This window comes from Variovorax sp. ZS18.2.2 (genome assembly GCF_024701975.1).
Classification (GTDB): Bacteria; Pseudomonadota; Gammaproteobacteria; order Burkholderiales; family Burkholderiaceae_C; genus Variovorax.
The window spans coordinates 433,353-453,145 of sequence record NZ_JANLNM010000005.1 but is presented as its reverse complement, the minus strand read 5'-3'; the positions used below and the strand labels follow the sequence as shown (position 1 = coordinate 453,145).

The following is a 19,793-nucleotide window of genomic DNA, read 5'->3' as shown; positions in this document are numbered from 1 at the left end:
GCGGCGTTGGACGGATCGCGCCATGATGGCGCCCATGATTCCGTTCTCGATCCTCGACCTCTCCCCCATCACCGAGGGCAGCGACGCCGCGCAGTCGTTCCGCAACTCGCTCTCGCTGGCGCAGCACGGCGAAAAGCTCGGCTACACGCGCTACTGGCTCGCCGAGCACCACGGCATGCCGGGCATCGCGAGCGCCGCTACCGCGGTGCTGCTGTCGTACATCGGGGCGGGCACCTCGTCGATCCGCATCGGCGCCGGGGGCGTGATGCTGCCGAACCATTCGCCGCTGGTGATCGCCGAGCAGTTCGGCACGCTGGAGTCGCTGTACCCGGGGCGCGTCGACCTGGGCCTGGGGCGTGCGCCCGGCTCCGACCAGCGCACGGCGCGCGCGCTGCGCCGCAACCTCGAATCGGACGCCGACCAGTTTCCGCAGGACGTGGTCGAGCTGATGGACTTCATGTCGAAGACGCCGCAGCAGCCGGTGCGGGCCGTGCCGGGTGAGGGGCTGGAGGTGCCGGTGTGGATCCTCGGCTCCAGCACCTTCGGCGCGCAGCTGGCGGCGCACCTGGGCCTGCCCTATGCCTTTGCCTCGCACTTCGCGCCGCAGCAGATCATGCAGGCCATCCAGATCTACCGCGAGACCTTCAAGCCCTCGGCGCAGCTGAAGAAGCCGTACGTGATGCTGGGCTTCAACGTGTTCGCGGCCGACACCGACGAGGAGGCCGAGTTCCGCGCCACCTCGTGGCAGCAGGCTTTCGTCAACCTGCGCAGCGGCCGGCCCGGCCGTCTGCCGCCGCCGGTGGAGAACTACCGCCAGAAGGTCGGGCCGGCGGAAAACGCGCTGCTCGACTCGGTGCTGTCGTGCTCGGCGGTCGGCTCGGTCGAGACGGTGCGCAAGGGCGTCGAGGCCTTCGTGGCGCGCACCGGGGCCGATGAATTGATGATCACCTCGCAGGTGTTCGACCACCCGGCGCGATTGCGCTCCTACGAGCTGCTGGCCGGCATCCGCTAAAGGCCGATTTCCCCCACGCCCGAGCCCGCTACCTCCGGGCTGGGACAATGGCGGGCTTATGGCAAAGCAACGGATCGTGGTCGGACTGAGCGGCGGAGTGGACTCCGCCGTCACCGCGCACCTGCTCAAGCAGCAGGGGCACGAGGTGGTCGGCATCTTCATGAAGAACTGGGAAGACGACGACGACAGCGAGTACTGCTCGTCGAACATCGACTTCATCGACGCCGCCAGCGTGGCCGACGTGCTGGGCATCGAGATCGAGCACGTCAACTTCGCCGCCGACTACAAGGACCGCGTGTTCGCCGAGTTCCTGCGCGAGTACAAGGCCGGCCGCACGCCGAACCCCGATGTGCTGTGCAACGCCGAGATCAAGTTCAAGGCCTTTCTCGACCATGCGATGCGCCTGGGTGCCGAGAAGATCGCGACGGGCCATTACGCGCGGGTGCGACTGAACGAGGCCACCGGCCGGCACGAGCTGCTCAAGGGGCTCGACGCGTCGAAGGACCAGAGCTATTTCCTGCACCGCCTGAACCAGGCGCAGCTGTCGAAGACGCTGTTCCCGGTCGGCGAACTGCACAAGACCGAGGTGCGCCGCATCGCCGAAGAAATCGGCCTGCCCAATGCGAAGAAGAAAGACTCGACCGGCATCTGCTTCATCGGCGAGCGGCCGTTCCGAGACTTCCTGAACCGCTACATCTCCAAGGAGCCGGGCCCGATCAAGGACGACCGCGGCCGCAAGCTGGGCGAGCACCAGGGCCTGAGCTTCTACACGCTGGGGCAGCGGCAGGGGCTGGGCATCGGCGGTGTCAAGGAGAAGGGCGCGCAACGCGGCTCCGGGGACCATTCGCCCTGGTTCGTGGCGCGCAAGGACGTCGAGAAGAACACGCTGTGGGTGGTGCAGGGGCACGATCATCCGTGGCTGCTGTCGTCGGCGCTGAATGCGGACGATGCGAGCTGGGTGTCGGGCGCAGCGCCCGCGCCGGGCAGCTACGGCTCGAAGGCCCGTTACCGGCAGGCAGATGCGGGCTGCGAACTCTCCGATGGCGCCAACGGCGCTTTCAGTCTGCGCTTCGGCGCGCCGCAATGGGCCGTGACGCCGGGGCAGTCGGCCGTGCTCTACGACGGCGAGCGCTGCCTCGGGGGCGGCGTCATCGTCTGAGAGGCTGCTCGGCCACGCCGAATTGCCTCTCAGCCTCTGAGCGGCGGGGTCCGCACCGATTCGTCGATGTGGACCAGTTCGAGCGGGTGGCGCTGGCCGGCCAGGTAGTCTTCGACGCACTGCAGCAGCAACGGGCTGCGATGCCGCGCCACGCTGGCGCGGATTTCGTCGGGCGTCATCCACAGCGTGCGCACGATGCCTTCGTCGAGCGCACGGCCTTCTTCTTTGGCGCCGAGCACGCCGGTGAAGGCGAAGCGCATGTAGGTCACGTCTTCTCCCTGTTCGGCCTTCGGCTGCGAACGTGCCATGTAGATGCCGACGAGCGCGGTGGGGGTGAAGTGGTGGGCGGTTTCCTCAAGCGTTTCACGGATGCACCCTTCGGCCGGCGATTCGCCGGGGTCGAGGTGACCGGCGGGCGTGTTGAGCATGAGGCCGTCGGCGGCGTGCTCCTCGACCAGCAGGAAGCGGCCGTTCTGCTCGATCACCGCGGCCACGGTGACGTTGGGCTTCCAGCGCGCGGCCATGGCTGGCTGCTTGCTATCGCAGCACGTAGCCGCTGAAGCGCCAGGTGCGGTCGCGGTCGAGGTGAAAGCTCACGAGTTCGCGCAGGGTGCCCTCGGGCTTGTTGGCGAAGCGGGTCTCGTATTCGACGCTGACGTACTGGCCGGCCGTGTCCGCATCGGCGTCGGCCACGACCTGGCGGTTGACCGCCACCCAGGTGCGCTGCCGGGGCGCGCCGAGCGATGCGCGGCTGCCGGCGATCTTGCCCATGAAGTCGGCGCGGGTCACGCGCTGGCGGGTGGCCGGCGTGGCGCCGTCCCAGAGTTCGCCGGCCTTGCCCTGGTCGATCATCTGGATCGCCTGCATGCCGCCGCGCACCATGTCGCTGGCCTCGACGATGTCCTGGGCGGCAGCTAGGCCGGTGAAGCTGCTCCAGAGCAGCGTGATGGCGAGCAGCAGCCGGGTCATGCGGTTCATCGTCTCATTCCTTGTTGCGGGGATGCGGTTCGAGACTGTAGCTCCGCGGAGATTCCCGGCCTGTAGCGTTGGCGCCATCGCGCCGAGGGCTATCGCGAGGCGGTCGCGGTCAGGGTGTTCGCCTCGATCGTTTCGAGCCGGTAGCCCAGTCCGTAGATGGCCAGCAGCAGGAAGCCATTTGCGGGGCGGAGGTCAAGCTTGGTCCGCAGGCGTGACACGTGGGTGTCGAGCGAGCGCGAGAGCGCCTCGACACCCAGCCCCCACACCGCCTCGTGCAGGTGTTCGCGCGAGAGCAGGCGCCCCAGGTTCTGGAACAGGAACAGCGCCAGTTCGTACTCGCGGTTCTTCAGTTCGACCGGCTTGCCCCGGACCTTCAGCAGGCGCGAAGGCGGGTAGAAGTGGTAGGGGCCGAAAACCAGTTCGGACTCGTGCTTCGCCGGATAGGAACGGCGCAGCAGTGCGTTGACGCGGGCCTCGAGCTCGCCCGCGCGGATGGGCTTGGCCATGAAATCGTCGGCGCCGCTGTTGAGGGCCTCGACCATGTCGGCCTCATCGCGCCGGTCGGTCACGAAAAGTATGGGGAGCCGGCTCTTGAGTTCATGCCGGATGGCCTTCACGACATCGAGCCCCTTGATATCCGGAAGACTCCAATCGAGGATCAACAGGTCGAAGGTCTGCCTGCGCAATGACTGCAGCAGCGTTTTTCCTTCGGTGTACATGTGGGACTCGTGCCCGAGTCCCGTCATGGTGTGGTTGATCAACTTGAGCTGTTCCGCCCCGTTGTCCAGTACGGCAATACGCATTCCATCCCCTTTTCCTCCCTTCGCCAGCCTCAGTGAGCGGGCGATTGGTCAGAAGTGTATCTATCTGCGTCTGACGTAAGAAATAGAGATTGCAACTAATGCACGCAAATTGCGTTTTTCGAATGAATGCTAAATAGAGTTAGCTACAGTTAAATACAAATGCTGTTATTCGACATGCTGTCGTTTACGCATCGGCCCTGATCCATGGGTTCTTGATCGGGGTCAAGAAGCCGATCCGGGCTTCGGGCGAGACTGCCGGCTCCGACCGGCAAATACCCGAAGTCGCTATAAATTAGATAGCTATACCGATAGCACGCATGGGGCTTGGCAGGCAAACTCGCTGCGACATTCTCGCGACACGAGCATCTGTAATCTTGCTGTAAGCTCTGCCCGCATTCCGTGCTGCCCCTTCCCCTGAGGAGATCTCTATGCTGATAGGCGTGCCTGCCGAAACCGCGGCTGGCGAAACCCGAGTGGCCGTGACACCCGAAACGGTGAAGAAACTGGTCGCTTCCGGGCACATCGTTCGTGTTCAGTCGGGAGCCGGCGTCGCAGCCAGCGTCACCGATGCGGCTTACCAGACCGCCGGCGCGGAAATCACGGACCAGGCCGGCGCGCTGTCCGCCGACATGGTGCTCAAGGTGCGCACGCCCAGCGACGCCGAGGCCGGGCTGATGAAATCCGGCGCCGTCGTCATCGGCATGCTCAATCCGTTCGATGCCGCCGGCCTGCAGCGCCTGGCGTCGGCCGGCGTGACCGGCTTCGCCCTCGAAGCCGCGCCGCGCACCACCCGCGCCCAGAGCATGGACGTGCTCTCTTCGCAAGCCAACATCGCCGGCTACAAGGCCGTGATGATCGCGGCCGACCGCTACCAGCGCTTCTTCCCGATGCTCATGACCGCCGCAGGCACCGTGAAGGCCGCCCGCGTCGTCATCCTGGGCGTCGGCGTGGCCGGCCTGCAGGCGATCGCCACGGCCAAACGCCTGGGCGCCGTCATCGAAGCCTCCGACGTTCGCCCGAGCGTCAAGGAGCAGATCGAATCGCTGGGCGGCAAGTTCATCGAGGTCTCGTACGACACCGATGAAGAAAAGGAAGCCGCTGTCGGCGTCGGCGGCTACGCCAAGCCGATGCCCCCGAGCTGGCTCGCGCGCCAGCAGGTCGAGGTCGCCAAGCGCGTGGCGCTGGCCGACATCGTCATCAGCACCGCGCTCATTCCCGGGCGCGCCGCGCCGACGCTCATCACCGAGGACATGGTCAAGTCCATGAAGCCCGGCTCGGTGATCGTGGACATCGCCGCCGGCAAAGGCGCCGACGGCGTGGGCGGCAACTGCCCGCTGTCGGAGGCCGACAGGACCGTGGTGAAGCACGGCGTGACCATCGTCGGCGAAACCAACCTCGCGGCGCTCGTGGCGGCCGATGCGTCGGCGCTTTATGCGCGCAACGTGCTCGACTTCCTCAAGCTCATCGTCACGAAGGAAGGTGCGCTCAAGATCGACCTCGAAGACGACATCGTCGCCGCCTGCCGCATGACGCAGGACGGCCAGGTCACGAAGAAGTAAGCGAACAAGCGAGGAGAACAAGCGCCATGGATCCCGTTTCCCACACAGTCATCAACCTGATCATCTTCGTGCTGGCCATCTATGTCGGCTACCACGTGGTCTGGACCGTCACCCCCGCGCTGCACACGCCGCTGATGGCGGTGACCAATGCGATCTCGGCGATCGTGATCGTGGGCGCCATGCTGGCCGCCGCGCTCACCACCACGCCGCTGGGCAAGACCATGGGCGTGCTCGCGGTGGCCCTGGCCGCGGTGAACGTCTTCGGCGGCTTCCTCGTCACGCGGCGGATGCTGGAGATGTTCAAGAAGAAAGAGAAGAAGACAGCCGCTCCCAAGGCTGAAGAGGGAGCTTCCAAGTGAGCATGAACCTCGTCACGCTGCTGTACCTGGTTGCCAGCGTCTGCTTCATCCAGGCCCTGAAGGGCCTCTCGCATCCCACCACCTCGATCCGCGGCAACATCTTCGGCATGACCGGCATGGCGATCGCCGTGCTCACGACCATCGCGCTGATCCACGGACAGGCGCGCTCGCTCAACGTCGACTTCGGTACCGGCATCGGCTACGTGCTCGCGGCCGTGGTGGTCGGTGGCGGCCTGGGCGCCTTCATGGCCAACAAGGTCGAGATGACCAAGATGCCCGAGCTGGTCGCCTTCATGCACAGCATGATCGGCCTGGCCGCGGTCTTCATCGGCGTGGCCGCCGTGGCCGAGCCCTGGGCTTTCGGCATCACCGCCGCGCCCGTGGCCGCGCTCATCGGCGCGCAGACGCCGGACGGCGCCATCATCCTCGACGGCTTCGTGCGCTACGCCATTCCCGCGGGCAACCGGCTCGAACTGTTCCTGGGTGCGGCCATCGGCGCCATCACCTTCAGCGGCTCGGTCATCGCCTTCGGCAAGCTCTCGGGCAAGTACAAGTTCCGCCTGTTCCAGGGCGCGCCGGTGCAGTTCTCGGGCCAGCACATGCTCAACCTGGTGCTGGGCCTCCTGACCGTCGCGCTGGGCCTGGTGTTCGTCTTCACCGAAAGCTGGCCGGCCTTCTTCGCGATGCTGGCGCTGGCCTTCGTGATGGGCGTGCTCATCATCATCCCGATCGGCGGTGCCGACATGCCGGTGGTGGTGTCGATGCTCAACAGCTACTCGGGCTGGGCGGCCGCGGGCATCGGCTTCAGCCTGAACAACGCGATGCTGATCGTGGCCGGTTCGCTGGTGGGCTCGTCGGGCGCGATCCTGAGCTACATCATGTGCAAGGCGATGAACCGCTCGTTCTTCAACGTGATCCTGGGCGGCTTCGGCGGCGAGGCCGCCACGACCGGCGGCGCGGCCAAGGAGCAGCGCCCGGTGAAGACCGGCAGCGCCGACGATGCGGCCTTCGTGCTCGGCAATGCCGAGACCGTGGTGATCGTGCCGGGCTACGGCCTGGCCGTCGCACGCGCGCAGCATGCGGTGAAGGAACTCGCGGTCAAGCTCACCGAGAAGGGCATCACCGTCAAGTACGCGATCCACCCGGTGGCGGGCCGCATGCCCGGCCACATGAACGTGCTGCTGGCCGAGGCCGAGGTGCCCTACGACCAGGTGTTCGAGATGGAAGACATCAACGGCGAGTTCGGCCAGGCCGACGTCGCGATCATCCTGGGCGCCAACGACGTGGTGAACCCGGCCGCGCACACCAAGGGCAGCCCGATCTACGGCATGCCGATCCTGGAAGCCTACAAGGCCAAGACGGTGATCGTGAACAAGCGCTCCATGGCGGCGGGCTATGCCGGCCTGGACAACGAACTCTTCTACATGGACAAGACCATGATGGTTTTTGGGGATGCGAAGAAAGTAGTGGAAGATATGGGCAAGGCCATCGAATAGGCCGACGGTCCGGGCCCGCTGCAACGCGGGCCAGATCTTCGCGGCGCCATCTCGTGCGCCGTTTTCGTTTTCCGTTATCAGACCTGGAGGAGACACATCCATGACCGACCGCCCCTGGCTCAGCAGCTACCCGCAAGGCGTGCCCGCCGACATCGACGCTTCGCACTATTCATCGCTGGTCGGGCTCATGGAAGAGAGCTTCACCAAGTACGCCGACCGCACCGCCTACAGCTTCATGGGCAAGGACGTGAGCTACGCCGAGACCGACAAGCAGAGCAAGGCCTTCGCCGCGTACCTGCAGGGCCTGGGCCTCGTCAAGGGCGACCGCGTGGCCGCGATGATGCCCAACTGCCCGCAGTACCCGATCGCGGTGGCGGCCATCCTGCGCGCGGGGCTGATCCTGGTGAACGTGAATCCGCTCTACACGCCGCGCGAACTGGAGCATCAGCTCAAGGACTCGGGCGCCAAGGCGATCGTGATCATGGAGAACTTCGGCACCACGCTGCAGCAATGCATCGCGGCCACGCCGATCAAGCACATCGTGCTCACCTCGATGGGCGACCGCCTCGGTTTCCTCAAGGGCGCGCTGGTCAACTACGTGGTGCGCAACGTCAAGAAGATGGTGCCGGCTTTCAGCCTGCCGGGCGCCGTGCGTTTCAACGACGCGCTCGAAAAGGGCGCGGGCCGCACGCTGCAGGCCCCGACCATCGGCCCCGACGACGTGGCCGTGCTGCAGTACACCGGCGGCACCACCGGCGTCTCGAAAGGTGCGGTGCTGCTGCATCGCAACGTGATCGCCAACGTGCTGCAGTCCGAAGCCTGGAACGAACCCGTCATGGCGCAGGTGCCGGCCGGCGAGCAGCCCACCAGCGTGTGTGCGCTGCCGCTCTATCACATCTTCGCGTTCACGGTCGGCATGATGCTGAACATGCGCACGGGCGGAAAACTGATCCTGATCCCGAATCCGCGCGATCTCGCGGGCGTGCTGAAGGAACTCTCCAAGCACACGATCCACAGCTTCCCCGCGGTCAACACGCTGTTCAACGGCCTGGCGAACCACCCCGACTTCAACACCGTCAACTGGAAGAACCTCAAGGTCTCGGTGGGCGGCGGCATGGCGGTGCAGGCCGCGGTCGCGAAGCTCTGGCTCGAGAAAACCGGCTGCCCGATCTGCGAGGGCTACGGCCTCTCCGAGACCTCGCCCTCGACCACCTGCAACCCAACGAACAGCAAGGCCTACACCGGCACCATCGGCCTGCCGCTGCCGGGCACCTGGCTCAAGCTGCTCGACGACGACGGCCATGAAGTGCCGATGGGCCAGCCCGGCGAAATCGCCATCAAGGGCCCGCAGGTGATGGCGGGCTACTGGCAGCGCCCCGACGAAACCGCCAAGGTCATGACGCCCGACGGCTACTTCAAGAGCGGCGACATCGGCGTGGTCGACGAACGCGGCTACTTCAAGGTGGTCGACCGCAAGAAGGACATGATCCTGGTGTCGGGCTTCAACGTGTACCCGAACGAGATCGAAGACGTCGTTGCACAGATTCCGGGCGTGCTCGAATGCGCGGCGGTCGGCGTGGTCGACGACAAGACCGGCGAGGCCGTGAAGCTCGTGATCGTGAAGAAAGACGAGTCGCTCACCGAAGCGCAGGTGCGCGAATACTGCAGAGCAAACCTTACGGGTTACAAGCAGCCGCGAATCGTAGAGTTTCGTACGGACCTGCCGAAGACGCCGGTCGGAAAAATCCTCCGCCGCGAACTGCGCGACGCCAAGAAGTAAGGGTTCGGCCCGGGTAGGGCCACGGCATCGATCTTGCATATTCGCGGGTCGATGTTCAGATTCATATTGACCCGCGTGAGCCTGCTGGTGCCGACCTTCATCGGCATGACGCTGCTGGCCTTCTTCCTCATCCGGCTCGTGCCGGGCGACCCCATTGAAACCATGGCCGGTGAGCGCGGGATCGATCCCGCGCGCCATGCCGAACTGCGCACCGCCTACGGCTTCGATAAGCCGATCCTCGTGCAGTACGGCATCTACATCGGCCGCGTGCTGCATGGCGACCTGGGCAAGTCGATCATCACGCAGGACAAGGTGATGAGCGAGTTCCTCGCGCTCTTCCCGGCCACCGTGGAGCTCGGCGTGTGCGCGATCCTTTTTGCGCTGCTGCTGGGGCTGCCCGCCGGCATCCTCGCGGCGGTGCGGCGCAATTCCATCTTCGACCATGGCGTGATGGCCACCTCGCTCACCGGCTACTCGATGCCGATCTTCTGGTGGGGGCTGCTGCTGATCCTGTTCTTTTCGGTGCAGCTCGGGTGGACGCCCGTTTCCGGGCGCATCGCGGTGCAGTATTTCATCGAGCCCGAGACCGGCTTCCTCTTGATCGACTCGCTGCGCGCCGGTGACACCGACGCTTTCTGGTCGGCGCTGCACCACCTGATTCTTCCGGCCATCGTGCTGGGCACCGTGCCGCTCGCGGTGATCGCGCGCATGACGCGCTCGGCCATGCTCGAAGTGCTCGGCGAGGACTACATCCGCACCGCGCGCGCCAAGGGCCTCTCGCGCTTTCGCGTGGTGGGGCTGCATGCGCTGCGCAATGCGCTGATTCCGGTCGTCACGGTCATCGGGCTGCAGGTGGGTGTGCTCTTCACCGGCGCGATCCTCACCGAGACGATCTTTTCCTGGCCCGGTGTCGGCAAGTGGCTCATCGAGGCCATCGGCCGGCGCGACTATCCGGTGCTGCAGGGCGGCATGCTGCTGCTGGGCGGCATCGTGATGCTGGTGAATCTTCTGGTCGACGTTGCCTACGGTGTCATCAATCCCCGTATCCGACGCTGATGAACACGACTTCGACCCCCATCATTCCGACGACCGGCGCGGGCGCCGCGCCGCCCGGCCCCTGGCGCGAGTTCTGGACCGCCTTCTCGGCGAACCGCGGCGCGGTCATCGGGCTCGTGACCATCGTCGTGCTGCTGCTCGTGGCGCTGTTCGCACCGTGGATCGCACCGCACGCGCCCAACGAAACCAACAGCGCCGTCTTCCTGCAGCCGCCTGCATGGCAGCAGGGCGGAACGTGGAGCTACCTGCTGGGCACTGACGCCATCGGGCGCGACATTCTTTCGCGACTCATGTACGGCGCGCGGCTTTCGCTGTCGATCGGCGTGGCGGTGGTGGCGCTGTCGGTGGTGGCGGGCGTGGTGCTCGGGCTCATCGCGGGATTTTTCCGCGGCGTGCTCGAGATCGCGATCATGCGGCTCATGGACATCGTGCTCACGCTGCCTAGCCTGCTGCTCGCCATCGTGATCGTCGCGATTCTCGGGCCGGGGCTCGTCAACGCCATGCTCGCGGTGGCCATCGTGGTGCTGCCGCACTACGTGCGCATCACGCGCGCGGCCGTCATCGCCGAGGTGTCGCGCGACTACGTCACCGCGGCCCGAGTGAGCGGCGCCGGAACCCTGCGCCTGATGTTCCGCGAGGTGCTGCCCAACTGCGCGGCACCGCTGATCGTGCAGGCTTCGCTCGGCATCTCCACCGCGATCCTCGATGCGGCGGCGCTCGGCTTCCTCGGTCTCGGCGCGCAGCCGCCATCGCCCGAGTGGGGGACGATGCTGGCCGATGCGCGCGAGTTCGTGCTGCGCGCGTGGTGGGTCGTGACCTTCCCGGGTCTCGCGATCCTCGCGGCCGTGCTGGCTTTCAACCTGCTGGGCGATGGTCTGCGCGATGCGCTGGACCCGAAGCTCAAGCGCTGATTCAACGCAAAGGAGAGAAACGATGCCTTTGCTGGACATCAAAGATCTGCACGTGGAATTTCCCACGCAAGGCGGCGTGCTGCACGCCGTCGACGGCGTGAGCCTCACGCTCGAAGAAGGCGAGGTGCTCGGCATCGTCGGCGAATCGGGCTCGGGCAAGAGCGTCACCATGATGGCGCTCATGGGCCTCGTCGGCTTTCCGGGCCGCGTGCGCGCGGAGCACATGCGCTTTGCGGGCAAGGACCTGCTCGGCATCTCCGACAAGGCGCGCCGCTCGCTGGTCGGCAAGGAGGTCGCCATGATCTTCCAGGAGCCGACCACCAGCCTCAACCCCTGCTTCACCATCGGCTTCCAGTTGATGGAAGTGCTGCGCCTCCACCTGAATCTCGACAAGCGCACGGCAAAGAAGCGCGCGACCGAACTGCTGGAGCAGGTCGGCATTCCCGCCGCATCGTCGCGCCTCGCAAGCTATCCGCACCAGCTCTCGGGCGGCATGAACCAGCGCGTGATGATCGCGATGGCCATCGCCTGCAACCCGCGTCTCCTGATCGCCGACGAGCCGACCACCGCGCTCGACGTGACCATCCAGGCGCAGATCCTCGACCTGCTGCGCGATCTGCAGAAGGAGCGCGGCATGGCGCTGGTGCTCATCACGCACAACATGGGCGTGGTGAGCGAGATGGCGCAGCGCATCGCCGTGATGTACGCAGGCCAGGTGATGGAGCACCAGCGTGTCGACCGGCTCTTCGCATCGCCGCAGCACCCCTACACCGAGGCGCTGCTCGCGGCATTGCCCGAGCGCGCTGCGCCCGAAGGGCGGCTCGCCACCATCAGCGGCGTGGTGCCCGGCGTGCACGACCGGCCCTCGGGCTGCCTGTTCGCGCCGCGCTGCAGCTACGTCACCACGCGCGCCTGCAACGTGCGCCCTGCATTGCGCGAGTGGCAGGGCGCGGAGGTGCGCTGCCACTATCCGCTCGGCGAGCCGGGCCGCATCGTGGCGATCGAGCAGGACCGGCCGCAGCAGGTGCCCGCGGCGGAGGCGCTGTCATGAACAACGACAAGGGCGCTCCCGGCGACATCGTGGTCGAGGCCAACAGCCTGCAGCGCACCTACGACGTGCGGCGCGGGCTGTTCCGCGCGCCGGCGCAACTGCGCGCCGTGGGCGACATCTCGTTCCGCCTCGAACGCGGCCGCACGCTGGCGGTTGTCGGCGAATCGGGCTGTGGCAAATCGACGCTCGCGCGCATGGTCGCGCTGATCGAGAAGCCAACGGCGGGGCAACTCACGCTCGTCGGTGCCGATGCGGTGAACCCGCCCGCCGAGCGCAAGCGCGAGCTGCGCCAGGCCGTGCAGCTGGTGTTCCAGAACCCCTACGGCTCGCTCAATCCGCGCAAGAAGATATCGGCCGTGCTCGAAGACCCGCTCGCGATCAACACCACGCTGGGCAAGTCGGAGCGCGCAGCAAAGGCGCGCGAAATGCTCGCCCGCGTGGGCCTGCGCCCCGAGTACGCGAACCGCTACCCGCACATGTTCTCGGGCGGCCAGCGTCAGCGCATCGCGATCGCGCGCGCTCTCATGCTGTCGCCGCGCCTGCTGGTGGCCGACGAGCCGGTGTCGGCGCTCGACGTGTCGATCCAGGCGCAGGTGCTGAACCTCCTGGCCGACCTGCAGGCCGAATTGGGCCTCGCATACCTCTTCATCTCGCACGACCTCGGCGTGGTGCGCCACATCGCGCACGACGTGCTCGTGATGTACCTCGGCCATGCGGTGGAGCAGGGCCCGAAGGGGCGCATCTTCGCGCGGCCGCTGCATCCGTACACGCAGGCCTTGCTGGCCTCGACGCCAGGGCTCAGCAGCCAGCGCATCGTGCTCAAGGGCGAGCTGCCGTCGCCGCTGAATCCACCGACGGGCTGTGTCTTCAACACGCGCTGCCAGCATGTGCAGCAGCGCTGCCGTGAAGAGCGGCCCTTGCTGCGCGCGCTCGACGAGCGGCTGGTGGCCTGCCATTACGCAGAGAAGTTCCTCGATGGCGCGCCGCCCGTGCGCGCCGATGTTCCCGTGCTCGCCGTTCCGATGGCGACGAATCCCTAAGCAAGTTCGTTTTTTCAACCGTGTCTGAAGGAGTCCCTATGAAGACCCAACCCTCCGTTTCGCGCCGCTCACGAATGCTGGCGCTCCTGGCACCGACAGCGCTTGCGGCCCTTACCCTGGCCTCGGGCGCCGTGTCAGCCAAGACGCTGGTGTATTGCTCCGAAGGAAGTCCGGAGAATTTCTATCCGGGCATGAACACCACCGGCACGTCGTTCGACGTGACCACGCAGGTCTACAACACCATCGTCGAGTTCGAACGCGGCGGCACCAAGGTCACGCCGGGCCTCGCTGAAAAATGGGACATCTCGGCCGACGGCACGGTCTACACCTTTCACCTCCGCAAGGGCGTGAAGTGGCACACCACGAGCAAGAGCTTCAAGCCCACGCGCGACTTCAACGCCGACGACTTCATCTTCATGCTCGAGCGCCAGTGGAAGGAGAGCGATCCGTTCTTCAAGGTCACGAGCCAGAACCACTCGTACTTCAACGACATGGGCATGCCCAAGCTGCTGAAGACGGTGGACCGCATCGACGACTACACGGTGAAGATCACGCTCAACCAGGCCGAGGCGCCGTTCCTCGCGAACCTGGCGATGCAGTACGCGGGCATCCAGTCCAAGGAATACGCGATCGCGATGCTCAAGGCCGGCACGCCCGAGAAGGTGGACCAGGACCCGATCGGTACCGGCCCCTTCTATCTCGTGCAGTACCAGAAGGACGCGATCATCCGCTTCAAGGCCTTCCCGCAGTACTGGGGCGGCAAGGCGAAGATCGACGACCTCGTGTTCGCGATCACGCCCGATGCCTCGGTGCGTTGGGCCAAGCTGCAGAAGGGCGAGTGCCACGTGATGCCGTACCCGAACCCGGCCGACCTCGACGCGATCCGCAAGGACCCGAATGTGCAGGTGCTGGAGCAGCCGGGCCTGAACGTCGGCTACCTCTCGTACAACACGACGAAGAAGCCCTTCGACGATGTGCGCGTGCGCAAGGCCATCAACATGGCGATCAACAAGAAGGCGATCATCGACGGCGTGTACCTCACGACCGGCGTTGCGGCGAAGAACCCGATCCCGCCGACCATGTGGTCCTACAACGATGCGGTCAAGGACGATCCGTACGATCCCGAAGCCGCGAAGAAGCTGCTGGCGCAGGCCGGCTTCCCCGATGGTTTCTCGACCGATCTCTGGGCCATGCCGGTGCAGCGCCCCTACAACCCGAATGCCAAGCGCATCGCCGAACTGATGCAGGCAGACCTCGCCAAGATCAACGTCAAGGCCGAGATCAAGAGCTTCGAATGGGGCGAGTACCGCAAGCGCCTGCAGGCCGGCGAGCACCAGATGGGCATGCTGGGCTGGACTGGCGACAACGGCGATCCGGACAACTTCATGTACACGCTGCTGGGCTGCGCTTCGGCCAAGTCGGCCAGCGGCAGCAACATCTCGAAGTTCTGCTACCAGCCGTACGAAGACATCGTGGTGAAGGCCAAGAGCACGGTGAAGCAGGCCGACCGCGATGCGCTCTACAAGAAGGCGCAAGTCATCTTCAAGGAGCAGGCGCCGTGGTTCACCATCGCGCACGCGGTGCAGCTCAAGCCGGTGCGCAAGGAAGTCATCGATTTCAAGCTGAGCCCGTTCGGTCGCCACACCTTCTACGGCGTGGACATCAAGTAAGCGGTGGCTGCGCCCATCGCCATCGTCGCGGCGATGCACGAGGAGCTGAAGGCGCTCCTCGCGCAGATGCCCGACGAGCAGCGCGTGCGCATCGCCGGACGCGACTTCTGGGTGGGCCATCTGCAGGGCCAGCCCGTGGTCGCGGTGCTGTCGCGCATCGGCAAGGTGGCGGCAGCGGTGACGGCCACGGTGCTGCTCGAACGGTTCGGCGTGCGGGCCATCGTGTTCAGCGGTGTGGCGGGTGGGCTCGCGCCGGGCGTGAAGGTCGGTGACGTGGTCGTGGCGACCGAGCTGCTTCAGCACGACATGGATGCCTCGCCGCTCTTTCCGAAACACGAAGTGCCCTTGATGGGCATTTCGCGTTTCACGGCCGACGCGGCGATCAGCGATGCGCTGGCGGCTGTTGCCGAAGAGGCGCTGCGTGATCCGGTGGCGTTGGTGGGGCAAGGGGCTGTCGATGAGTTCGGCCTTCATTCACCCAAGGTGCATCGCGGCTTGCTGATCAGCGGCGACCGCTTCGTCTCGACCGCAGCAGAAAGCGAAGCGCTGCGCCGCAACCTGTCGGATGCGCTTGCAGTGGAAATGGAAGGCGCCGCCGTGGCGCAGGTGTGCCACGACTACGGCGTGCCCTTCGCGGCGATGCGGACGATTTCAGACCGCGCCGACGACGAGGCCCATGGCGACTTCGCGCGCTTCGTCGCCGAGGTCGCGAGCCGCTACAGCCTTGCGCTGGCCAGCGCGTGGCTCGCGAGGCAACCGGCTACTTGAGCCAGCCGCGCCGGCGGAAGTACCACATCGGCACCAGCGCGCTGGCCGCCATCAGCACGATGGCATACGGATAGCCCATGGCCCAGTCGAGCTCGGGCATGAACTTGAAGTTCATGCCGTAGATGCTCGCGATCAGCGTGGGCGGCAGCAGCGCCACGCTCGCCACCGAGAAGATCTTGATGGTCTTGTTCTGGTTGATGTTGATGAAACCGACGGTCGCATCCATCAGGAAGTTGATCTTGTCGAAGAGGAAGGCCGTGTGGTTGTCCAGCGACTCGATGTCGCGCAGGATCTGCCGCGCTTCCTCGAACTGCTCGGCGTTGAGCATCTTGCTGCGCATCATGAAGCTGACCGCGCGGCGCGTGTCCATCACGTTGCGGCGGATGCGGCCGTTCAAGTCTTCCTGGCGCGCGATGAGGCCGAGCACCTCGCCGGCCAGCTCGTCGGTGACATTGCCCGAGAGCACCTTCTTGCCCGCCACCTCGAGCTCGTCGTAGATGTTCTCCAGCGTGTCGGCCGAGTATTCGGCGTCGGCGTCGAAGAGCTTGAGCATCACTTCCTTGGCATCTTCGATCAGCCCCGGCGCGCGTCGTGCGCGCATGCGCAGGAGGCGGAACACGGGCACGTCCTCGTCGTGGATCGAGAACAGCACGCCGCGGCTGCGCAGGTCGGTGTTGTGCTGGTTCAGGATGAAGGCGACGCGCACCGTGCGCGGGTCTTCGTCGTCGTCGATCAAGAAGTCGGAGCGGATGTGCAGCTCGCCGTTGTCTTCCTCGTAGAAGCGGGCGGACTCCTCGATGTCCTCGTCCATCGCGTCTTCGGGAATCGAGAGGCCGTAGTACTGCTTGATCCAGCGCTTTTCTTCGAGCGTGGGCGATTCGAGGTCGACCCAGATCGGCTGGAACTTGGAGAGCTCTTCCAGCGCCTCGATCTCTTCCTGGACGAGGCGGCCGTTGGCGAGCGTAAAGATATTGAGCATGGGCTCACTCCCGGGGATGACTGAAACGGTGGGCGAGGGAGGGGCGCTTTCAATTCCCGGGCCCGGCGCGAGACGCGTCAGAAGGGAGTTGAAAGCTGCCGAGACGGGGCGGTTTCCATGGGAGAGTCTCCGGTTGCAGCGAGGCGCGATTATGTCACCGGCCACAAGGCAACGAGGTGGCTGGACTGGACGGACATACAGTAAAGTCGTGCCCCATGCAGACCGCTGCGTCCCCCGTTTTTTCCGCCGCGCCAAAGACTCAAGCCGAGCGTCTGGCCGCGGCGTTGGCCACGCTCAACGACGACCAGCGGGCGGCGGTCGAGCACGGCGTCGGCGCTGCGGTGGCCGACGATCACCGGCCGCTGCTGGTGATTGCCGGCGCCGGCTCGGGCAAGACCAGCACGCTGGCGCACCGCGTGGCGCACCTGATCGCGGACGGAGTCGATCCGCAGCGCCTGCTGCTGCTGACCTTCTCGCGCCGCGCCGCGCAGGAAATGGAGCGCCGCGCGGGCCAGGTGCTGGCGCGCGTGCTCGGGCTGAAGTCGGAGCGTCCGCCCGCGTTGCCGTGGGCCGGTACCTTCCACGGCATCGGGGCGCGCCTGCTGCGCGAGTACGCCGGGCAGATCGGGCTCGACGAGAACTTCACGATCCACGACCGCGGCGATGCCGAAGACCTGATGGGAATGGTCCGGCATGAACTGGGCCTGTCCTCGACGGTCAACCGCTTCCCGCGCAAGGGCACGTGCCTGTCGATCTATTCACGCTGCGTGAACACGCGCGCCTCGGTGGCCGAGGTATTGAAGGACGCCTTCCCCTGGTGCGACGAATGGGAGGCCCAGCTCAAGACCCTGTTCGGCGCCTACGTCGAGGCCAAGCGGCAGCAGAACGTGCTCGACTACGACGACCTGCTGCTCTACTGGGCCGAGATGGTCGCCGAGCCCGCACTGGCCGAGGCCGTGGGCGCGCGCTTCGACCATGTACTGGTCGACGAATACCAGGACACCAACCTGCTGCAGGCCTCGATCCTCCTGGCGATGAAGCCTGACGGGCGCGGCGTCACGGTGGTGGGGGACGACGCGCAATCGATCTACTCGTTCCGCGGCGCGACAGTGCGCAACATCCTCGACTTTCCGGCGCAGTTCAGCCAGGCCGCGCGGGTGGTCACGCTGGAGCGCAACTACCGCTCGACGCAGCCGATCCTGGACGTGTCGAACCGGGTGATCGCGCAGGCGGCCGAGCGGCATGCCAAGACGCTCTGGACCGACAAGCCCTCCGCCGGCAAGCCGCAACTGGTGCTGGTGCCCGACGAAGCAGGGCAGGCGCGCTGGGTGGCCGACAAGGTGCTCGCGCACCGCGAAGGCGGGCTGGCGCTCAAGTCGCAGGCGGTGCTGTTTCGCACCTCGTCGCACAGCGCGGCGCTCGAACTGGAGTTGGCGCGCCGCAACATCCCGTTCGTGAAGTTCGGCGGCCTCAAGTTTCTCGAGGCCTCGCATGTGAAGGACCTGCTCGCGGTGCTGCGCTTCGCCGAGAACCCGCGCGGGCGCATGGCGGGGTTTCGCGTCACGCAGCTGATTCCGGGCATCGGGCCTGTCACGGGCACGCGGTTGCTCGATGCGATGGACCAGGCGATCGATCCGGCCGCGGCCGTGCGGGACTTCGTGCCGCCGTCCGCGGCGCGTGAGCAATGGGCGGGCTTTGCCGAGGCGTATGCCGCGTTGCGCGCGCCGTCGCTGGCGTGGCCGGCCGATGTCGAACTGGCGATGGACTGGTACCTGCCGCACCTGGAGCGCCTCTACGACGACACCTCCGGCGTGCGCCGCCAGGACGTGGAGCAGCTGGTGCGCCTCGCCGCGGGCTACGGCTCGCGCGAGCGCTTCCTGACCGAGCTCACGCTCGATCCGCCCGAGGCCACGAGCGATCGCCCGGGTCCGCCGCTGCTCGACGAGGACTACCTGATCCTCTCCACCATCCATTCGGCCAAGGGCCAGGAGTGGAACTCGGTGCATGTGCTCAACGTGGTCGACGGCTGCCTGCCGGCCGACGTGGCGCAGAGCGCGCACGAACTCGAGGAAGAGCGGCGCCTGCTCTACGTTGCGATGACACGGGCCCGCGACCATCTGCACCTGCTGGTGCCGCAGCGCTTCTACATCACGCAGCAGGCGGTGCGGGGCGACCGGCATCTCTATGCGAACCGCACGCGCTTCATCACGGAATCGGATCTCGCGGGCTTCGAGCAGCAGACCTGGCCGCCGCCACCAGTACAGCCGCCTGCGGTGCCTCCGCCCGCCGCCGTGATCGACCTGCGCAACCGCATGCGCGCGGCCTGGCGCTGAGCGGCTGGCCCTTCGCCCGGCAGGGTCACCGGGCGAGAAACGCGTTAACACTTGCCGGCAAAGCGCCACGAAGGCGGGCCAACATGCACGGGCAGCTATGGATTCAATAGCGGATTGAAGCAGGCTCCGCGCGCGCTCGCCACCCGGAGAACCCAGGTATTGCAATACCGTGACAGCTTGGGCATAGTGAATTGACCGACCCCTCTTTCTCCCCCTTCCTCTTCTCTCCCTCTCCCCCGCACCACACCTGTTTCGCCGGCCACGCTCCATCCCGGAGCGGGGTCATTTCCCCAACCGTCAATTCTCAGGAGGTCATTCATGAATTTGACGATCAGCGGTCATCACCTCGACGTCACCCCTGCCTTGCGCACTTACGTCACGAGCAAGCTGGACCGGATCACACGGCACTTCGACCAGGTGGTCGATGTGAAGGTGATCCTCACGGTGGAAAAGCAGAAGGAAAAGGAACGCCGCCAACGGGCGGAGTGCAACATTCACGTCAAGGGCAATGACATGTTCGCGGAGTCGAGCCACGCTGATCTCTACGCTGCGGTCGATGAACTGGTCGACAAGCTCGACCGCCAGGTGGTCCGCCACAAGGACCGCCTGCAGGACCACCATCACGTGGCGCCCAAGCGCGTGATGTGAGTGAGCAGGGAGCGGGGCCTTTGGGGCCCGCTCGCGCTACAGGCCGCCTTCGGGCGGCCTTTTGCTTTTCCGACTGTGGCCGTGGGACTTTGGGGTTCTGTCCAGGGCAGCGATGCCTCCGGGCAACATGTAAACAGAAAGTAGATAGGGGGACTGGGGGTTTTTACCAACCGGGTGCATAATCGCCCCCG

At 66.0% G+C, this 19,793-nt stretch carries 18 protein-coding genes; 14 read left to right on the top strand and 4 right to left on the bottom strand.

Annotated features, from left to right (window positions below; translation table 11 throughout):
* The first annotated feature begins 34 nt into the window (after positions 1–34).
* Complete coding sequence (locus NU688_RS21360) at positions 35–1,012, top strand: LLM class flavin-dependent oxidoreductase (protein WP_257862838.1); 978 nt, start codon at positions 35–37, stop codon at positions 1,010–1,012.
* 58 nt (positions 1,013–1,070) lie between these two features.
* Positions 1,071–2,171: a tRNA 2-thiouridine(34) synthase MnmA gene (gene mnmA, locus NU688_RS21355; RefSeq protein ID WP_257862796.1), complete on the top strand. Its 1,101-nt coding sequence runs from the start codon at positions 1,071–1,073 to the stop codon at positions 2,169–2,171.
* Between the two features lie 29 nt (positions 2,172–2,200).
* On the opposite strand, the gene NU688_RS21350 is transcribed toward mnmA, so the two are convergent.
* The 3 genes from NU688_RS21350 to NU688_RS21340 form a co-directional block, all read right to left on the bottom strand.
* On the bottom strand, positions 2,201–2,695 hold the full coding sequence (locus NU688_RS21350) for an NUDIX hydrolase (protein ID WP_257862795.1): 495 nt from the start codon (positions 2,693–2,695) through the stop codon (positions 2,201–2,203).
* 13 nt (positions 2,696–2,708) lie between these two features.
* Positions 2,709–3,149, bottom strand: a complete 441-nt coding sequence (locus NU688_RS21345) for a DUF4019 domain-containing protein (protein WP_257862794.1) — start codon at positions 3,147–3,149, stop codon at positions 2,709–2,711.
* Between the two features lie 89 nt (positions 3,150–3,238).
* Complete coding sequence (locus tag NU688_RS21340; RefSeq protein WP_257862793.1) at positions 3,239–3,952, bottom strand: response regulator transcription factor; 714 nt, start codon at positions 3,950–3,952, stop codon at positions 3,239–3,241.
* A gap of 428 nt (positions 3,953–4,380) precedes the next feature.
* On the opposite strand from NU688_RS21340, the gene NU688_RS21335 reads away from it, so the two are divergent.
* The 10 genes from NU688_RS21335 to NU688_RS21290 all read left to right on the top strand — a co-directional run bounded on the left by NU688_RS21335 (position 4,381) and on the right by NU688_RS21290 (position 15,642).
* Positions 4,381–5,511, top strand: a complete 1,131-nt coding sequence (locus NU688_RS21335) for a Re/Si-specific NAD(P)(+) transhydrogenase subunit alpha (RefSeq protein ID WP_257862792.1) — start codon at positions 4,381–4,383, stop codon at positions 5,509–5,511.
* Positions 5,512–5,537: 26 nt separating this feature from the next.
* The gene (locus tag NU688_RS21330) at positions 5,538–5,870 is read left to right on the top strand and encodes an NAD(P) transhydrogenase subunit alpha (protein ID WP_116912477.1); all 333 of its coding nucleotides are present in this window, start codon (positions 5,538–5,540) and stop codon (positions 5,868–5,870) included.
* Positions 5,867–7,366, top strand: a complete 1,500-nt coding sequence (locus tag NU688_RS21325) for an NAD(P)(+) transhydrogenase (Re/Si-specific) subunit beta (protein ID WP_257862791.1) — start codon at positions 5,867–5,869, stop codon at positions 7,364–7,366. The genes NU688_RS21330 and NU688_RS21325 overlap by 4 nt, the downstream gene beginning before the upstream one ends.
* Positions 7,367–7,466: 100 nt before the next feature.
* Positions 7,467–9,146 (top strand): long-chain-fatty-acid--CoA ligase, encoded by a 1,680-nt coding sequence (locus tag NU688_RS21320; RefSeq protein WP_257862790.1) that lies wholly within the window; start codon positions 7,467–7,469, stop codon positions 9,144–9,146.
* 51 nt (positions 9,147–9,197) lie between these two features.
* Positions 9,198–10,202, top strand: a complete 1,005-nt coding sequence (locus NU688_RS21315) for an ABC transporter permease subunit (protein WP_176660758.1) — start codon at positions 9,198–9,200, stop codon at positions 10,200–10,202.
* Positions 10,202–11,113: an ABC transporter permease subunit gene (locus NU688_RS21310; protein WP_257862789.1), complete on the top strand. Its 912-nt coding sequence runs from the start codon at positions 10,202–10,204 to the stop codon at positions 11,111–11,113. Before NU688_RS21315 ends, NU688_RS21310 begins: the two co-directional genes overlap by 1 nt.
* A 22-nt stretch (positions 11,114–11,135) precedes the next feature.
* Positions 11,136–12,164, top strand: a complete 1,029-nt coding sequence (locus NU688_RS21305; protein ID WP_257862788.1) for an ABC transporter ATP-binding protein — start codon at positions 11,136–11,138, stop codon at positions 12,162–12,164.
* Positions 12,161–13,204, top strand: a complete 1,044-nt coding sequence (locus NU688_RS21300; RefSeq protein ID WP_257862787.1) for a peptide ABC transporter ATP-binding protein — start codon at positions 12,161–12,163, stop codon at positions 13,202–13,204. The genes NU688_RS21305 and NU688_RS21300 overlap by 4 nt, the downstream gene beginning before the upstream one ends.
* Before the next feature lie 38 nt (positions 13,205–13,242).
* Positions 13,243–14,874 (top strand): ABC transporter substrate-binding protein, encoded by a 1,632-nt coding sequence (locus tag NU688_RS21295; protein ID WP_257862786.1) that lies wholly within the window; start codon positions 13,243–13,245, stop codon positions 14,872–14,874.
* A 3-nt stretch (positions 14,875–14,877) separates the two neighbouring features.
* Positions 14,878–15,642, top strand: coding sequence for a 5'-methylthioadenosine/adenosylhomocysteine nucleosidase (locus NU688_RS21290; RefSeq protein ID WP_257862785.1), 765 nt, complete (start codon positions 14,878–14,880; stop codon positions 15,640–15,642).
* On the opposite strand, the gene corA is transcribed toward NU688_RS21290, so the two are convergent.
* The gene (gene corA / locus NU688_RS21285) at positions 15,635–16,621 is read right to left on the bottom strand and encodes a magnesium/cobalt transporter CorA (RefSeq protein WP_257862784.1); all 987 of its coding nucleotides are present in this window, start codon (positions 16,619–16,621) and stop codon (positions 15,635–15,637) included. The genes NU688_RS21290 and corA overlap by 8 nt on opposite strands.
* A gap of 215 nt (positions 16,622–16,836) precedes the next feature.
* Here corA and NU688_RS21280 point away from each other — a divergent pair, with 215 nt between their 5' ends.
* Positions 16,837–18,954 carry an ATP-dependent helicase gene (locus NU688_RS21280; RefSeq protein ID WP_257862783.1) on the top strand — a complete coding sequence of 706 codons (2,118 nt, stop codon included), beginning with the start codon at positions 16,837–16,839 and terminating at the stop codon, positions 18,952–18,954.
* Between the two features lie 318 nt (positions 18,955–19,272).
* Positions 19,273–19,602: a ribosome hibernation-promoting factor, HPF/YfiA family gene (hpf, locus tag NU688_RS21275; RefSeq protein ID WP_013538898.1), complete on the top strand. Its 330-nt coding sequence runs from the start codon at positions 19,273–19,275 to the stop codon at positions 19,600–19,602.
* Positions 19,603–19,793: the final 191 nt, after the last annotated feature.

What these genes read in the sequence shown, in the direction of transcription:
- NU688_RS21360 (WP_257862838.1), top strand. Translation starts at nt 35, where the DNA reads ATGATTCCGTTCTCGATCCTCGACCTCTCCCCCATCACCGAGGGCAGC.
- mnmA (WP_257862796.1), top strand. Translation starts at nt 1,071, where the DNA reads ATGGCAAAGCAACGGATCGTGGTCGGACTGAGCGGCGGAGTGGACTCC.
- NU688_RS21350 (WP_257862795.1), bottom strand. Translation starts at nt 2,695, where the DNA reads ATGGCCGCGCGCTGGAAGCCCAACGTCACCGTGGCCGCGGTGATCGAG.
- NU688_RS21345 (WP_257862794.1), bottom strand. Translation starts at nt 3,149, where the DNA reads ATGAACCGCATGACCCGGCTGCTGCTCGCCATCACGCTGCTCTGGAGC.
- NU688_RS21340 (WP_257862793.1), bottom strand. Translation starts at nt 3,952, where the DNA reads ATGCGTATTGCCGTACTGGACAACGGGGCGGAACAGCTCAAGTTGATC.
- NU688_RS21335 (WP_257862792.1), top strand. Translation starts at nt 4,381, where the DNA reads ATGCTGATAGGCGTGCCTGCCGAAACCGCGGCTGGCGAAACCCGAGTG.
- NU688_RS21330 (WP_116912477.1), top strand. Translation starts at nt 5,538, where the DNA reads ATGGATCCCGTTTCCCACACAGTCATCAACCTGATCATCTTCGTGCTG.
- NU688_RS21320 (WP_257862790.1), top strand. Translation starts at nt 7,467, where the DNA reads ATGACCGACCGCCCCTGGCTCAGCAGCTACCCGCAAGGCGTGCCCGCC.
- NU688_RS21315 (WP_176660758.1), top strand. Translation starts at nt 9,198, where the DNA reads ATGTTCAGATTCATATTGACCCGCGTGAGCCTGCTGGTGCCGACCTTC.
- NU688_RS21310 (WP_257862789.1), top strand. Translation starts at nt 10,202, where the DNA reads ATGAACACGACTTCGACCCCCATCATTCCGACGACCGGCGCGGGCGCC.
- NU688_RS21305 (WP_257862788.1), top strand. Translation starts at nt 11,136, where the DNA reads ATGCCTTTGCTGGACATCAAAGATCTGCACGTGGAATTTCCCACGCAA.
- NU688_RS21300 (WP_257862787.1), top strand. Translation starts at nt 12,161, where the DNA reads ATGAACAACGACAAGGGCGCTCCCGGCGACATCGTGGTCGAGGCCAAC.
- NU688_RS21295 (WP_257862786.1), top strand. Translation starts at nt 13,243, where the DNA reads ATGAAGACCCAACCCTCCGTTTCGCGCCGCTCACGAATGCTGGCGCTC.
- corA (WP_257862784.1), bottom strand. Translation starts at nt 16,621, where the DNA reads ATGCTCAATATCTTTACGCTCGCCAACGGCCGCCTCGTCCAGGAAGAG.
- NU688_RS21280 (WP_257862783.1), top strand. Translation starts at nt 16,837, where the DNA reads ATGCAGACCGCTGCGTCCCCCGTTTTTTCCGCCGCGCCAAAGACTCAA.
- hpf (WP_013538898.1), top strand. Translation starts at nt 19,273, where the DNA reads ATGAATTTGACGATCAGCGGTCATCACCTCGACGTCACCCCTGCCTTG.